General features: G+C 38.2%; 12 protein-coding genes. 3 read left to right on the plus strand and 9 right to left on the minus strand.

Annotation, left to right across the window (positions count from 1 at the left end; all coding sequences use genetic code 11):
- Nucleotides 1–20: 20 nt before the first annotated feature.
- From ftnA (DX522_RS00160) to mukF, 7 genes are all read right to left on the minus strand, one after another.
- On the minus strand, nt 21–521 hold the full coding sequence (gene ftnA / locus DX522_RS00160; RefSeq protein ID WP_070714008.1) for a non-heme ferritin: 501 nt from the start codon (nt 519–521) through the stop codon (nt 21–23).
- 20 nt (nt 522–541) lie between these two features.
- Complete coding sequence (ftnA, locus tag DX522_RS00165; protein ID WP_014065387.1) at nt 542–1,027, minus strand: non-heme ferritin; 486 nt, start codon at nt 1,025–1,027, stop codon at nt 542–544.
- Between the two features lie 769 nt (nt 1,028–1,796).
- Nucleotides 1,797–3,218 (minus strand): exodeoxyribonuclease I, encoded by a 1,422-nt coding sequence (sbcB, locus tag DX522_RS00170; protein WP_115179396.1) that lies wholly within the window; start codon nt 3,216–3,218, stop codon nt 1,797–1,799.
- A gap of 2 nt (nt 3,219–3,220) precedes the next feature.
- Nucleotides 3,221–4,093: a DMT family transporter gene (locus DX522_RS00175; RefSeq protein ID WP_115179397.1), complete on the minus strand. Its 873-nt coding sequence runs from the start codon at nt 4,091–4,093 to the stop codon at nt 3,221–3,223.
- A 69-nt stretch (nt 4,094–4,162) separates the two neighbouring features.
- Nucleotides 4,163–8,680, minus strand: coding sequence for a chromosome partition protein MukB (gene mukB, locus DX522_RS00180; RefSeq protein WP_115179398.1), 4,518 nt, complete (start codon nt 8,678–8,680; stop codon nt 4,163–4,165).
- Nucleotides 8,680–9,432, minus strand: coding sequence for a chromosome partition protein MukE (gene mukE / locus DX522_RS00185; RefSeq protein ID WP_115179399.1), 753 nt, complete (start codon nt 9,430–9,432; stop codon nt 8,680–8,682). Before mukE ends, mukB begins: the two co-directional genes overlap by 1 nt.
- 46 nt (nt 9,433–9,478) lie before the next feature.
- Nucleotides 9,479–10,813, minus strand: a complete 1,335-nt coding sequence (mukF, locus tag DX522_RS00190; RefSeq protein ID WP_115179400.1) for a chromosome partition protein MukF — start codon at nt 10,811–10,813, stop codon at nt 9,479–9,481.
- Nucleotides 10,814–11,196: 383 nt separating this feature from the next.
- Between mukF and DX522_RS00195 the strand changes: the two genes are divergently transcribed.
- From DX522_RS00195 to DX522_RS00205, 3 genes are all read left to right on the plus strand, one after another.
- Nucleotides 11,197–11,970, plus strand: a complete 774-nt coding sequence (locus DX522_RS00195) for an FNR family transcription factor (protein ID WP_049370968.1) — start codon at nt 11,197–11,199, stop codon at nt 11,968–11,970.
- 137 nt (nt 11,971–12,107) lie between these two features.
- Nucleotides 12,108–13,031, plus strand: a complete 924-nt coding sequence (gene uspE / locus DX522_RS00200) for a universal stress protein UspE (protein WP_115179401.1) — start codon at nt 12,108–12,110, stop codon at nt 13,029–13,031.
- Between the two features lie 197 nt (nt 13,032–13,228).
- Complete coding sequence (locus DX522_RS00205; RefSeq protein WP_054419576.1) at nt 13,229–14,062, plus strand: DUF4198 domain-containing protein; 834 nt, start codon at nt 13,229–13,231, stop codon at nt 14,060–14,062.
- A gap of 36 nt (nt 14,063–14,098) precedes the next feature.
- Here the strand turns inward: DX522_RS00205 and DX522_RS00210 are convergent, their stop codons facing one another.
- Nucleotides 14,099–14,659 carry a TIGR00730 family Rossman fold protein gene (locus DX522_RS00210; protein WP_115179402.1) on the minus strand — a complete coding sequence of 187 codons (561 nt, stop codon included), beginning with the start codon at nt 14,657–14,659 and terminating at the stop codon, nt 14,099–14,101.
- 1 nt (nt 14,660) lies between these two features.
- Complete coding sequence (topA, locus tag DX522_RS00215) at nt 14,661–17,267, minus strand: type I DNA topoisomerase (protein WP_115179403.1); 2,607 nt, start codon at nt 17,265–17,267, stop codon at nt 14,661–14,663.

The raw sequence follows: 17,267 nt of genomic DNA on the forward strand, positions 1-17,267 counted from the left end.
TAAGCTTTATGATTATCTAATTAAGCGGTTTGACCAGCAAGGTTACCTAAATCTTTATCGATTAAGAATAAGCCTTTGCCATCTTCGCCAAGAAGATTTAATTTGTCTAAAATACCACTGAATAATTTCTCTTCTTCGTGTTGTTCTGCAACATACCATTGTAAGAAATTGAATGCAGAGTAGTCTTTTTCTTCAAAAGTTTTACCCACTAATTCATTAATTTTACTTGTGATCAATTTTTCGTGTTCGTAAGTTAATTCAATGATTTCTTTCAATGATTTGTACTCATGCGCAGGTGCTTCAATTGCAGTGATTACCGCTAATGCACCAGTTTCATTTAAATAAGTGAATAATTTACGCATGTGTTGCATTTCTTCTGCAGCGTGTTCTGATAAGAATTTAGCTGCACCTTCAAAACCATTTTGTTCGCACCATGCACTCATTTGTAAGTAAAGGTTTGAAGAGTAGAACTCAAGGTTCATTTGATCATTTAATAATTTGATTACGTTTGCTGATAACATTTTGTATTCTCCTTCTAAAATTATAATGTTGCTAAATCACGATCAATAAAGTAAAGCGAACGACCGTCTTCACCCAACAAGTTAAATTTATCAATAATGCTATTGAATAATTTTTCTTCTTCATGTTGTTCTGCAACGTACCATTGTAAGAAGTTAAAAGTAGAATAGTCTTTGTTTGCAAAAGTCACTTCAACTAATTCATTAATTTTAGAAGTAACGAGTTTTTCATGTTCAAGTGTGGTTTCAAATACTTCTTTAAGTGATTTGTAGTCATTCTTAGGTGCATCAATTTTACCTAAAAGTGGCATACCACTTGTTTCACTCACATATTTGAATAATTTTTGCATGTGTTCTAATTCTTCATCAGCATGACGAAGTAAAAATGCTGCAGCACCTTCGTAACCGTGTTTGCTACACCAAGAACTCATTTGTAAATAAACATTAGAAGAGTAGAACTCTAAATTGATTTGTTCATTTAACTTATCTGCGATTGCTTTATTAAGCATAACCAACTCCTTTCCTTATTAAGTAGAGATTAAAAATAAAAACAAGACTGCTTAACTTGTCATCGGTGTGCATTCTAATCCAGCAAATGAGAATGGTCAAGTATTTTTTTAAATTATTTTTTATAAGTCACTAATAATAAAAGAAAAATCAATGTTAATTATTCTCATTTATGTAATATATGTAAAATAAATTCTCATTATCAGATCAAGAATGATGAAATCTGCTGAATTGTGATGTATGCAATTGTATTCAGAATTCACGTAGCGTTATCTCAAAATTTCATTCTAATTTAATTATTCCATCACAAAGACATCCATTTATTTCTTTTATATCTATAAGCCGAAACTCACCTTATTTTGAGTAATGCATGAAATAGGATAGTCATCTATTTTTATTTGTGACACATTTATAAATGTTATTTAACATAATATACATTATGCGAAATCAATTACAAGGTTAGTGAAAGCTACGTATTAATAAGATCACAGAGTTATGCACAGGTCACGAATGCTGCTAAAGTAATGTGAAATCTGGATTGGCAATACCTTGTAACAAGATTAAATAATGATTTATACACTCTAAAGTTTTTATGTAAGGAAAAAATAAAGAAGTTTATATGTATCAAATAATGACAACGCTACGTGAATTCTGCGTTATTTTATGAGGTGAATACCATCAGATTAAAAAAGAAAAACGTAAATCTCAGGGATTAAGATTTACGTTTTTGATGAATGGTATTTGTGTGACCATGTCACGATATGTATAAGGTTAAGATAACAGTTTTGCTCCGTATTCATAAACCTGTTGCAGTAAATTCAGTTTGGTTGGATTATCCGAATATTCCTCTGCTAACCGTTGTAAACTTTCTTCAAATTTAACCGCACTTTGTTCTAATTTACGTTGGCGATATTTTTGCCATTTGATTTGCTCAGCACGATTTAGGGTTTTGTAGAAATATCTTGCACGATAATGGAATAACAATTCAGGAATTCGTTTATCTTCAAAGGCTAAACCATGCTCAGCTAATTTTTCAGCTGGTAAATCGCGTAAAATAGCCATATTGTTTTTATCGGCATTGCTAAAGAAACCGTTATAAAGCTCCGTTTCTACATTATCACTCGGCTCAAATTCGCGTTCTTCTGCGAAGATTTCAATAACTTTCTCGCGAATATCTAAGGATTGGCGCAATTTTGCTAAATTATCTAAGCAATATTGTCTGTCTATTCCCAAACGAGCTGCATTTTCTGGTAGTAACGTTTTTGCTGGTGCCAAAATTGGGCATTTATTAATATGAACCAATTTCAATGGAACTGATGAAACTCCCCTTTCTTCTAGCTCACTTTTCTTAGTATATAAATCTTGTCGCAAATCAACCGCACTTTTACTGAGTAAATTATCAATATCACCTGATAAATCACAGACGATTACGGCATTTTGATTAGTTGGATGCCATGCTAATGGTGCCACCCAAGCACAATTGCCGCGATAATTCCCTAACATACCTGAAACATGAACTAATGGTGTCATTTCCGCGGTATCAATTAGCTTCTCAATTTCCCTTTTACCTCTATACTCAAAGAAGAATTGAAATAATTTAGGCTGCTTTTCTTTGATTAATTTAGCCATAGCGATGGTTGCATATACATCCGCCATCGCATCATGGGCATTTTCATGCTCGATACCATTTACTTTGGTTAATTTTTCTAAGCGAAAGCTTGGCATACCATCATCGTCATAAGCCCAATTTATCCCTTCTGGACGCAGCGAATAGCAAGCCCGTACCAAATCCAGTAAATCCCAACGAGAATTGCCATTTTTCCAGCTATATTCATAGGGATCGATGAAATTACGGTAAAAGGTATAACGAGTCATTTCATCGTCATAACGAATGTTGTTGTAACCCATCACACAGGTGTTAGGTTGTGAAAATTCAGCTAGAATTTTTGCGGCAAATTCAGGTTCAGGAATCCCCTTTTCATTACATTCTTGTGGCGTGATTCCTGTGACCATTACGGCTTCCGGGGCAGGCAAATAATCATTGGTTTGCTTGCAATACAGAATAATAGGCTCGCCAATGATATTGAAATCGGCATCGGTACGAATACCGGCAAATTGAGCTGGACGATCACTTGCCGGATTGATACCAAAACTTTCGTAATCGTAGATAAAAAAACTAAAATTGTTTGCCATAATTATGCCAAAATTTTATCTAAATAATATAAACAGAAAATTGCTGAAAGGCTGACAAGCACACCAAGCCAGTTGATTTTGCTGATTTTTTCTTTAAAGAAAAATGCGCCGGTGATGGTGCCTAAACAAATAACACCAATATTCATTCCCGCAAAAACTAAGGTTGGGTTTTGTCCGAAACTTTGGTGAGCTTTAATGTAAAACAGAATGTTGAAGAAATTCAATACACCTAAAATAATTCCACCAATAAAGCTTGGCACAGTCCATTGAGTGCGTTTTAGGAATAAATACAGGAACATGACACAAGCGGCTAATGAGAAAGCAATGAATAATGTGGTTGGGAATGCTCCCCCGCTTTTGGCCACTTGTTTGAATAAGATATCAATGGTGCCATAACCAAACCAAACACCGATTAAGCCTAAAATACCTTTAAAAGTGACCGCACTTTGTTCATTTGATTTGTTCAAAATACAGAATAAACCGGTGAATGCCAAAATAATGCCAACAATTTTAGGCTGACTTAATGTTTCATGGAAAATAATAAAAGAGGCAACAATCGGTAGAAATAACGATAAGCGTTGTGCGGCATCTGAACGCACGATGCCTGCAAATTCAACGGCTTTAGACATAATGATAAATACGGTTGGTAATAAAATACCTAACGCCAGGAAAATAGGTGTGCTATCACTTTGTGCTAAATATTCGGTAAATTCCAATCCTTTAAAATCAGGTTTGAGTAAGAAATAGCTTAATGAAATGGCGATAATATAGTTGAACGCTATTGCTTGTTCAATAATGATATTTTTCTTGCGCGCAACTTTGAGTAACACCGATACGGCAACACTACATAGAATGGCAAAAATAAGGTTGTGCATAATTCGTCCTAAATTCTCATAAAAATAACAATGAAAAAAGCGGCCAATTGCTTTGACCGCTTTAAAAAACTACTCTGTTGCGCCAAAGCCACGCAAACCAACCACATGAACTTGTTCTTGGTTGCCGGCGATTTTACGCACCAGTTTATAGGTTGTGCCTTTTTCAGGGCTGATATTCTCTGGCGCTGCGATAAGTAATTGCATATCCAAACGTTCGCAAAGTTCGAACAAGGTGGAAATAGATTTACCATCTAAACGTGCCGCTTCATCCAAGAATAGTAAACGACATGGTACGATGTCTTTACCGCGAATACGGCGGCTTTCCTCTTCCCAACTTTGTACAACCATTAATAGGATTGACATACCCGTACCGATCGCTTCACCTGTCGATAATGCGCCACTTTCAGCACGTAACCAGCCATCTGCACCACGGAATACTTCAACTTCTAACTCGAGGTAATTACGGTAATCTAATAATTCTTCACCGATAGTTTGTGCTGTGCGTTGGCCCATATCAATATGAGGGTTAATGCGTTGATAAAGTTTCGCAATAGCTTCAGAGAAGGTAATACGGTTATCACTGAATAAATCTTGATATTCTTCCTGTTTACCAGACAGCGCATCAAGCAACATCGCATGTGTATCGCGAATATTGACGACTAAACGTACCGATTTCACCTGACCGAAAGCAATATTTTGTAGACCTTGGTTCAACATGCGAATACGATTTTGTTCACGTTGAATGGTTTTACGCATAATATTTGCCACACTTTCAGAACTGATCGCCAATTTTTTCTCACGGCCAGTCAATTCTTCTGTTAAGCGATTAAGCTCAATTTCCATTTGCTCAATTGCATCAATCGGATCATCTGTTTTAATAATATCCTGACGAATACGTTCACGAAGATGTTGATAGACAGCAATGAAGAAGCGGACTTTATTTTCCGGTTTACGGCTATCTTCAGAAATACGTAATGCATTGCGGAGATATTCATTATCTGCCACCGCAGTACGTAACGCACCTAAGGCTTTATCCGACATTGAACGTAGTTCATCAGCAGATAAATAAGCTAATTCACGGCGATTGAGTCGTTTTTCCACATCAGAATTGCGAGATAAACGCAGAACCACGCACCAGCTGACTTTAGCTGCCACAACCAATTCACGTTGAGTTTTGTAATCACGTTCCGCTTTGCGAATGCGTTTATTCAAGTTATCCGCTTCGCTTTCAATAAGCGTTAATTGTTTTTCGACATAAGAACGACGTTGACGGCTGGTTGAAAGTTGTTGATACAACTCATCACGGCGATTTCTCGCACGTTCCTCTGCCCCTTCATCAGCACGCACGCCCAATTCACCAATCTCAGCAATTAATTCTTTTAACAATTGATTTTTACTGTCATAAGAACTTTGTAGTTGGATAAATACTTGATTGTATTGTGCAAATTGGCTTTGTTTTTGACGTAATTGTTCACGTTGAGCATCACGTTGTGACTGCAATTGTTCCAAACGTTGACGAAGTTGCTCATTAAGCTCTGATGTTTCTGCTTGCCCCGCATCTTCATAGCTGAAGTGATTTTTACGTTGTACTACATCCGCTAAAGCAAATACACGTTGCTGTACTTGTTTTTGACGTTCAACCGCTTGGGTTAAATCAGCTTTTAAGCGTTCATAGTTTTCTGGATCGCTTTGTAAGGTATTTGCAATCGGCTCTAACTGTGACAACGCAACGCCATGTTGACGAATAAAGCTTTCATCTTGCTCTGCGATGTCTAATTGTTCGAGGCACTCTTCAATGCGATCAAGTAATTCTTCATCAGCAAGCAAGTTAAGCTGTGGCATTAACTTATTCAACAATTGCATTTTTTCTTTGGCATTATCCAATTTAATGCGAATTTGTTGTTCGGTGCTTGAGAATTGATTGAGCTCGCGATCAATTTCATTGCGTTCTTGATTGATTTCCGCCATCACCTCTTCTGGGTTTGGTTGGAACGCAAGAGCTAGATGTAAGCCAACAAACTTACTAAAGTGTTCGTGTAAACGTTGACATTTTTGTACATCAAAGGCGATTTGTGCATATTCTTCCGCAATTTCATCACGTTTAGCTTGTAATTCTTCTAAATGTTTTTCACGTGCTGCACGGCCAAATAATGGAATTTGCGGGAATTTTGAATAACGCAATTCACGATCAGACACTTGCACCACAACGCCCATTTCAAGTTCTTGGGCTGAAAGTACGCTGTCATCAAAGGCATTTGGATCACCTTCGATTAAATATAAATCGTCTGGACAATCTTCTAAATTAGCTAATTGTTCGCGTACCGTGTTGAGATCACGTACAACAATAGCATGACGTGCAGGACCATAAAGTGCAGAGAAATAAGGTGCATCTTCAATTGGTACATCATCATATAATTCAGAAAGCAACACACCACCAAAACGTTCTGCAAGCACATTTAAGCGAGCATCTTCTGAACCATCTGGTTGGCTTAAACGAGAAATTTGCTCATCTAATTGTTGACGTTGCTTCTCTAAATTGTCACGTTGAATAGTCAGCTCACGTTCTTTCACCAATTGTGATTGCATAAAATGCATCACATCTTGGCTATGTTCAAAGGTTTCACCACTTTGTTCTTGTAAACGTTCTAAAGCGGCTTGAGCAGTTAACCAAGCCGGTGCTTTACGGGCATTTTCTTCGTAAAGTGCGGTCAAACTTTCACGTTTTTGACGCAAGGTTGAACGGTTTTCTACTTGCTCTGCAAGTTCTTCATTCAAACTTTCAATGAGTTCTTCTTGTTCAGTGTGGTATGCTTCAAGTTCATCAGCAGTTTCTAAAGATAAATCAGCGCGTTGATTAAAATCAGCCAATAATTTAACCGCACTTTGTTGTTGAGCATAGCGCTGCTCTAACTCATGTAATTTCGCACGTAATTGCGGGGTTTGTTGCGCTTGAATTTTTTGCGTTGGATATTCACGCAATAATTCTTTAGCGCTTTCCCAAGCACTTGAACGTGGCATATCACCAGCAATTTTACATACCAACTGATAGGCTTTATCGAATTGCGATTTTGCCGCTTCAGAAATAGACATTTTATGTTCTAACTCAAGCACTTGCTCGGTAAGGCTTTCAGCATGAGCAGCAAATTCTGCTTGGTAATCTTCCACATTTTTCACGCTTAAATCCGCTAAACCACATAAGGTTTTCGCTTTTTCAAGCGCGGCAATTGCTTGTTGATATTGTAATGCACGGGTTTGTTGTGCATCTAATGCTTGTTGATAATCCGCAAGTTGCGCACGTACTTGGTCAATTTCAAGTTCTGTTTGCTCAAATTGTGCTTGGCTTTCTTCAAGCTGTTCGGTTGCGGTTTCCACAACCATTTTTTGTTCTTCTAATTTTTCTGTAAGTTCAGCTACGTCTTCTTGATAGCGCGATACTTTTTCTTGATGACGTAACGCATTTAATACCAAGTTTAAGTGGTCTGCCGCACTTTGGTGATCGACTTCTAAAGTACGTTCATTTTCTGCCAATTCAGCTGCTTCACGGCTTAAATCAATTAGTCGATGTTGCGATAATTCTTGCTCAGCTTTTGCTTTATACCAATCACGGCGGAAACCTAGAGCCGCTTCGATATTACCGCGGCGTTCATTGGCATTACGCATATAATCTGATGCCACATAATTAGTGGTTTCGGTGATTAAATGTTTGAATAAATCACGGTCAGATTGCGTAACTTTAATTGCCTCAAGGGTCATGCGGTTTTCACGTAACGCACTTTCCATATCTTGGAAGGCTTTGCGCACACCAAGGTTTTCTGGCAATAAGTAATCACGTAAAGAACGGGTAATAGCGCTGGAAATACCACCGTATAAAGAAGCTTCGATTAATTTATAGAATTTGCTACGATCAGAGGCACTACGTAAGCGTTTTGGAATAATGCCCAAATCAAACATCATGCCGTGATAATCGGTGATGGAATGATATTGTTTAAATTGCGCACCAAGGTTTTCAATTTTGTCTTTTAATTCATTTAAATTGAGTACACGTGCTTGACGCTCACCGACTGTTTCGGTGAAAAGTGCGGTCGGATTTAAGGATAATTCCACTCCTTGAATCGAGAATGTTTTTAAATCCACTTTCTTATCACGACCTGCGATTTGTTGCAGACGCACACCCACAAGAATTCGTTGGTGACGAGAGTTGATGGTATCCAATACCGCATAACACACACCTGGACGTAATTTACCGTGTAAGCCTTTATCACGAGAGCCGCCTGTCGAGCCGGCTTCTGTGGTATTACGGAAATGCAATAAGGTTAAGTCTGGAATTAACGCTGTAACAAAACCCGCCATGGTCGTAGATTTACCGGCACCATTACCACCGGAAAGTGTGGTCACCAATTCATCCAAATCAAAGGTACGGGCAAAGAAACCATTCCAGTTAATTAAGGTTAGTGAATGGAATTTACCACGTTCTACCCCATTATGTTGGTTTAATACAGGAGCAATAAATTCTTCTTCAACCTGTTCGGTTGATTGCTCAGGTTCGTCTTGATAGATTTCGTTTTCAAGTTCTAATACATCAGACATTATTCTTGTTCTCCTGCATCATCAAATTCTTCATCAATTTCGACCGCACTTTCTTCATCATCGAGATCATCAGCATTGCTTGCCGCTTTTGCTTGCTTTTCGAGTTCGAGAGATTGCGGTGTGGCTGCTTCCCCATCACGAATTAAGCGAGCTTGTGCTTCTAATGGATCATCACCGGAACGCACTTCAGCACCGAAACGGAAAACTGATTCTGAAATAGTAAATTTACCGCTATGCTGTTCACCTACGGTATGAATCATGCCTAAACGGCGTAAACGGCCGATCGCTGCACGTACTTTTTCAGATAATTTTTGCTTATCCAAATCCGAACCGCTGGAACGTTGATTGACGGCTTTCAATAATTTACCTTCGTCTGCTAAATTCAGTAATTCATCATAAACTTCTTGCGTACTGAAGATACCTTGCTGTGCCAAACGTTCTGGGCTTAAATATAAATAGCAAAGTACTTTCCCTACTAACATTTCTAATTCGGAAAGCACTGAACGGGCAATTAACGTCGTGGCTTTCGGACGTAAATAGAAAAAGCCTTCCGGTGCACGAATTAATTCCACGTTGTAACGGCGATAAAAACCATCCAACTCATTTTGGAAATCCATCAAAAAAGCATGATTATCTAATTGATCTGTGCTGATATGGCGACCTGAACGCAATAAGCTGTCCACTGCCGGGAAAATAGGATTTGCAATGGCATTTGCCAATTTCGGGGAAATTACATCTTGAATATCTGTCATGGTTAAATTCTCATTTTATGAATTCGTTTTTGGGTAAGCCACGAAATTAATATTTATCAATTACATGCGCTTGCACTTCTGCGCCGTAATCGTTAATTTCCTGCCATTGCGGATAAATACCGGCTAAATCATCATTTGCCATACCTAAACGCACAGCTTGATCCACAATAATGCGTGCCACATCAAAATGACGAGAAAGTGGGTAAGCTTCTAATTGTTCTTTTAAGACTAAACTTAAATCAATCGGACGATTATTTTCACGGTATTGAATGAGTAAGCCTTGCATATATTCGACGATTTGATCATGTAAATCAGCCAAAGATTCATATTGTAACTCTTCAGGTAATTCACCCAATGCATCATCTTCACGCAATACCATTTCTTCATCACGCAGATCGACCAGACGTTCCGCTTGAGCTGTCCACAAGAACCAAGGATGATCGAAATAGCTGTGGATAGAATTACGCAACCGTTGTGAGAATACACGATTTTTATCCATATCAATGGCGGTACGGATAAATTTATGCACGTGACGGTCATAACCAATCCATAAATCGATGGCTTGTTGCCCCCAGCTAATAATGCGGTCAAGCTTGGATTGTAAATCGGTGATTAATTGTTCAATAAAATACAGCTCATCATGACCAATTACACAATCTTGAATACGTAATAATTGAGCCTGTAACTTATCACCTGCTGCATTTAAGGTATCTTGTAACTCACGTAAATTGCCTGAGGTTTCATCTAATAAACGTTCACAGCTAGAAATTGCCGCTTGCCAATCTTTGGTAAGCAAATTCGCAATTTCTTCCTTAATGCTTTGCTGATTTTCATCCATCACACGTTGTGATAAATCAATGTTATCGAAAATCTCTGCCACAGAATATTTTAACGGAGCGAAAACATTCCGACGCCAAAAATGCTCATTCCCCCCTTTTGCTGCACCTTCTTCTGCTGCATCAGATGCACGCTGAATTTCATCAGCCACAATAGAAAGCTGTACAGAAAGACGCAACGCAGAAAATTCACGCTGACGAATATAATAATCTGATACGCCAACACCTAAAGGAGTGAGACGATAAATGGAAAGCCCTTCAGTAAATTCACTGCTGAAACGGTTAAGAAAACGCTGCTTCACCAATTCATTGATAGCATTATTGGCACGGGTGGCAATCGCATCCGTTGATTGGTCAAAGGCGTTGGCTGTATGGCGGAAAATATCCACTAAATCAGCTTCTAACATCTCACCGTCTAAACGTTCATTGTTATAGATGGCAATAGCCAGTAAAAACACCAAACGCTCTGTCGGCAGATTTAACGAAAATTCCCGCTCTTTCGCCCATGAGACAAGTTCAGGGATGGTTTGTGAGGTTTCGATCATTCGGTTACAAAAGCTTAAAATTGAACAAAAAATTAGCGAGATTATACAGGATTTTTTATCGTTCTTGAAATCTTCTTGCAAATTGAACGAACTTTTTATTTTTCAAGATTATATGTGGCTAATCTGCGATGTAAAAAAATTAATAAATAGACGTTATCTTCAAAACAATCAAAAATTTGACCGCACTTATTACAAGATATATCGCCAAACAAATGCACTGACTAAAATAATCAACATAATAATAATTTGTATTAAACGTTTTTTGGTTAATTTTTCTGCTGCCATACCTATTTACTCGTAGATAACTTCTTTAATTTACTATTTAGTGGTAGAATAATTGCGTTAGATCAATTTTACACTATATTTATCGATTTGAGGAACTAATGAATAATTTCGTTTCAGAAACTAAATCAGGGCGCAGAGTTCAATCTGGTGGTTGTGCGATTCATTGCCAGGATTGCAGCATTAGTCAACTTTGTATTCCTTTCACATTAAACGAACATGAGCTCGATCAGCTTGATAATATTATTGAGCGTAAAAAGCCTATACAAAAATCTCAAGTCCTTTTTAAAGCGGGTGATACGCTTAATTCTATTTATGCGATTCGTTCTGGTACCATTAAAACTTATACCATTAGTGAAGCGGGCGAAGAACAAATTACCTCTTTTCACTTACCGGGTGATTTAGTCGGTTTCGATGCGATCACAAATATGCAACACCCAAGTTTTGCTCAAGCATTAGAAACCGCAATGGTGTGTGAAATTCCATTTGATATCTTAGATGACTTATCTGGCAAAATGCCTAAGCTTCGTCAGCAAATTATGCGTTTAATGAGTAGTGAAATCAAAAGTGATCAAGAAATGATTTTATTACTGTCTAAAATGAATGCTGAAGAACGTTTAGCCGCATTCATCCATAACCTATCCAAACGCTATTCTGCTCGTGGTTTCTCAGCGAAAGAATTCCGTTTAACCATGACTCGTAGTGATATTGGTAACTATCTTGGTTTAACCGTTGAAACCATCAGTCGTTTACTTGGCCGTTTCCAAAAACTGGGTGTACTCTCTGTTCAAGGTAAATACATTACTATTAATGATATTAATGCATTGATTGATTTAACCGGTGTACATAAAACCAAAATCCAATTAGCAGAATAAATTAAAAGCGTGAGTTTTCACGCTTTTTTAACATTTGAAACAAAAAAACTTGCACGAGATCACTTTTTTGATAATAGGTTCTTGTCATCGTTTAAAATCTTTTCTATCCTATTGATATCTCATATCTTGGAGGTTTTATGAAATTTAATAATATTCTTGTTGTACTCAATCCTGATAACGAAAAACAATATGCGCTTGCTCGTGCCGTTCGTCTTGTTAAAGAACAGCAAAATGAAACAAAGGTAAAAATCACCACCCTTTTGAGTGTTTATGACTTATCGTATGAGATGTCAGCCCTTCTTTCTTCTGAAGAACGCAGCGAAATGCATAAAACAGCCGTTGAACAACAACGTCAAGCTGTGCAATTTTATTTAGATAAATATGCTGATTCGGAAATTGAGTTTGAATCTCACATTGTATGGAGCAGCAATGAAGCGGATGCAATTCGTGAAGAAGTTGAAAAGAATCAATACGATCTCGTTGTGAAATACACTAAAGATGAAGAGAGTTTCACTTCATTGATTTTCACACCAGTAGATTGGCAATTATTGCGTAAATGTCCAATTCCAGTATTAATGGTGCGTGATGGTGACTGGAAACACCAACGCCGTATTTTAGTTGCTGTTAATGTGTCAGGTGAACAAGAATATCAAGATGAATTCAACCGAGAGTTAGTTTCAACAGGAATGAGTTTAGCGGAGAACTTAAACCGTGGTAATGTGCATTTAGTCGCAGCTTACCCTGTTGCGCCAATTAATATGGCGATTGATTTACCTGAATTTAATACTTCAGGTTATGAAAATGGCATTCGTGGCCAGCACCTCATCAATATGAAAGCCTTACGTCAAAAATTTGGTATTGATGAAGATCATACCCATGTACGCGAAGGTTTCCCTGAAGAGGTGATTCCTGAAGTGGCGAAAGAAATTGAAGCTGAATTAGTGATTTTAGGTACAGTGGGAAGAACGGGTTTATCTGCAGCGTTATTAGGTAATACGGCTGAACATGTAATTAGTAAATTAAGCTGCAATTTATTAGCCATTAAACCATCTAAAAAATAAGCCTATTTAGCTTTTTATTTAAAACAAGTGCGGTCAGAAAAACAATCGTTCTATTGACTGCACTTTTTTTAAAGAAAATGTGAAGTTCCTCACAAAATCAACTTTTTCTATTCGTCTCATTATTTCTTTTTCGTTATACTCGTCCGCCCTATCGAAGACTTTCTATAAATTGATTTATTGATTAAAAAGGAAAGACAATGAAAAAAACATTAATTGCAGCACTACTTGGTTTCTCTGCGCTCGCACAAGCTCATGAAGTTTGGGTTGCAACACCTGCTCAACTTGCTTCCAATTCCGTTTTAAAAGCTGATTTAGCTTATGGTGACTACCCTTACGTTGAAAAAATTCCTGAAAAACGTCTTGCTATTTTTCCACCGATGGAACTCATCAATCAAGATGGTGAAATGCAAACATTAGTACAAAAAGGTGAAAACTACCAATATCAATCAGAAAAACCGTTAAAAGACGGTTCATATTGGGTAACAGCTACTTATAAACCAACTTTCTGGTCACAAAATAATGAAGGTTGGAAAATGGATAACTTACAAGGCACACCAAATGCATTCTATTGCGAACAAACTCAAATGTTTGGTAAAGCCTTTACTGTAGTGGGCAAAAAACCATTAAATGCAGATATGGCAATGACACGCCTCGGCTTACCACTTGAAATCGTGCCACTTAAAGATCCGAAAACAATTAAAGCAGGTGAAGCTTTCCCTGTTCAGATTTTCTATAAAGACCAACCACTTGCAGGCGAAACGATTATCGCAACCTCTGATACATTTGTTGTGAAAGATATGGAAGCGGCAACATCTCACCGTGAGCCGCAAGCCTTTTCTGGTAAAACAGACAAAGAAGGTAAAGTTAACTTTATTCCATTAATTGAAGGCGTTTGGAAACTTAAAGTGATTCATAAAGAACCATTTGAAGATCAAAAAGTTTGTCAACATTCAGCGAATTACGCGACGTTAATTCTCCCTGTTGGTAAAGCTAGAGCTAAACTCCCACCAAAACCAGAACATCATCATTAATCATAAAAAAGTGCGGTCAAATTTAACCGCACTTTTTTAATATGTTCTTAATGCTGGAGGTTGATAATTCTCAATAAAGGTTTCAATTTTTTGAAGATCATTCGAGAATAGAATCTTCTCAAAATCACCTTGAGTAAAGAAGCCTTCTTTCACCATATGGCTAAAAAAGGACTTTAGTGAATCAAAATAACCCTTTTCATTAAACAAAATACAAGGATTATTATTTTTCCCAATTCGTGCCCAAGAAATCACCTCAGCAATCTCTTCTAAAGTGCCAGGTCCGCCAGGCAAAGCAATATAAGCATCGCCAAGCTCAACCATTTTATTTTTTCGCTCAGACATGTTTTCAACAATTACGGTCTTAGTTAAATTAGGATGTGAAACTTCTCTGTCTTGTAAAAATTGAGGGATAATACCAATTACTTTGCCTTGATGAGCAAGTACAGTATCTGCAACCACGCCCATTAATCCCAATTTTCCGCCACCATAAACTAAAGTATGTTGGCCATCTGCAATCCATTTTCCTAATTTTTTTGCGGCAGCCTGATAGGCAGAATCATTACCTAAACTCGCACCGCAATAAACCGTGATGTTCATCCTACTTTTTCCATTCTCCCCATTTCCCATCAATATAATCCACAATCCATTTTGTGGCTTTACCATTCTTTTCAGATGTCACATATTGATGTTTTTCTTTACGGCTAAAGCGGATAATGGCTTCATTACCCTCAGGGTCTTTTTGTGGCGCATCCGCTAAATAACGTAATTTTTCCGGTAAACGATCACGATAAAGCGCTAATTCCGCCACTTTTGCTGGTCGTGTTTCACGTGATTTCGGGAAGTTATGTGCAGACATAAACACGCCACTTGCACCATCACGTAATACAAAATACGCATCAGATTTTTCACATTTCAGTTCAGGGAAATGAACAGGCTCTTCTTTTGGCGGTGCAACCTCACCGTTTTTCAAAATCTTACGGGTGTTATCACAGCTGGTACAGCCCATATATTTACCAAAACGACCGAGTTTTAAGTGCATATCTGAACCACACTTATCGCATTCTACAATCGGACCGTCATAGCCTTTAATTTTGAATTGGCCTTGTTCAACCAAATAACCATCACAATTCGGATTATTACCACAAATATGCAATTTACGATGTGGGTCGATGATATAGCTATCCATCGCCGTGCCACATTTCGGGCAACGTTTACGATCCATTAAGGCTTTGGTCTCAGAAGCCTCATCCAATACATTGAGTAATTCTGCTTCTGGAATGAGATTAATCGTGGTTTTACAACGCTCTTTTGGTGGTAATGCATAACCCGAACAACCAAGGAATACACCAGTACTTGCTGTACGAATCGCCATTTTGCGACCACAAGTTGGGCAATCAATATCGGTGAGTACAAGGCTATTCGGCTTCATTCCACCTTCTAGTTCATCTAATTCAGCCGTAGAAAGTTGGGTAGAAAAATCTTTGAAGAATTGATTTAACTCAGCCTTCCAATTTTTCTCACCGGATGCAATTTGGTCTAGTACGTTTTCCATGTTGGCAGTGAAATCGTAGCTCATCAAATCAGTAAAAGATTGATTTAAGCGATCAATAACGATTTCGCCCATTTTCTCGGCATAGAAACGGCGATTTTCAATGCGTACATAACCACGTTCTTGAATAGTTGAAATAATTGCCGCATAAGTCGAAGGCCGACCAATACCACGTTTCTCCAATTCTTTAACCAAGGCAGCTTCGGTAAAACGAGCTGGCGGTTTGGTAAAGTGTTGGCTTGGCGAAACCGTTTTTAGTGCTAATGTTTCGTTCAAACTCACAGCTGGCAAAATTTGGTCTTCTGGATTTTTACCTAATTGTGGCAAGACTTTTGTCCAACCATCAAAGCGTAAAATACGGCCTTTGGCTTTCAACTCATAATCGCCAGCCATTACAGTGACGGTTGTGCTGTCATATTGTGCCGCTGGCATTTGGCAGGCTACAAATTGACGCCAGATTAAATCATACAAACGCACAGCATCTTTATCCATGCCACTTAAATGATCCGCGAGCATTTTCACATCAGAAGGGCGAATGGCTTCGTGCGCTTCTTGTGCGTTTTCTTTACTCGAATAGAAATTCGGTTTAGCGGGCAAATAATCTTTGCCGAAATGGCTTTCGATATAAGAGCGTGCCATATTTAATGCATCTTGGCTCAAGTTGGTAGAGTCAGTACGCATATAAGTGATGTAACCAGCTTCATATAAACGTTGTGCCAACATCATAGTTTTCTTCACTCCAAAACCTAAACGCGTGCTTGCAGTTTGTTGTAAGGTTGAAGTGATAAATGGGGCTCTTGGTTTAGAACCTGTTGGTTTTGTTTCTAAATCTGTGACAACGTAATGTGATTTATTTAAAAAATCAACCGCACTTTGAGCTTCTTTTTCATTTTTCGGCTCAAATTTCTTGCCTTTATATTGCACCACATCCAAACGTAAGTCTTCTTTCTTGCTCGTTTGGGTTAGCGCTTCAATTTCCCAGAACTCTTCCGGTTGGAATGCTTTGATTTCACGTTCACGCTCTACCACCAATTTCACGGCAACAGATTGCACACGTCCAGCTGATAGGCCTCGCGCTACTTTCTTCCATAATAATGGCGATACCATAAAGCCTACTACGCGGTCTAAGAAACGACGGGTTTGCTGAGCATTAACCTGGTCCATATTAATGTTGGCAGGATGCTGGAAGGCTTTTTCAATTGCTTTCTTCGTAATCTCATTAAATACAACGCGGCTAAAACGACTATCATCGCCACCAATGACTTCACGTAAATGCCACGCGATAGCTTCCCCTTCTCTATCCAAGTCGGTTGCGAGATAAATATGATCGGATTTTTTAGCAAGGGATTTTAATTCAGCTACCACTTTCTCTTTGCCTGGTAGAATTTGGTAATTGGCTTTCCAATCATGATAAGGGTCAATTCCCATACGTTTCACTAAGGCCGCACGGTCTTTTTCTGCTTTAATTTTGTTTTTTTCTTCCGCACTTAATCCTTTTGTGGAAACGGGTTTAGCCTTCTCGCCTGTGCTACTCCCTGCAGTAGGCAAATCACAAATATGCCCTACGCTGGATTTCACCACATACTGGCTACCTAAATATTTATTGATGGTTTTCGCTTTGGCTGGCGACTCCACAATCACTAAAGATTTGCTCAT

The organism is Haemophilus parainfluenzae, assembly GCF_900450995.1.
GTDB lineage: Bacteria > Pseudomonadota > Gammaproteobacteria > Enterobacterales > Pasteurellaceae > Haemophilus_D > Haemophilus_D parainfluenzae_O.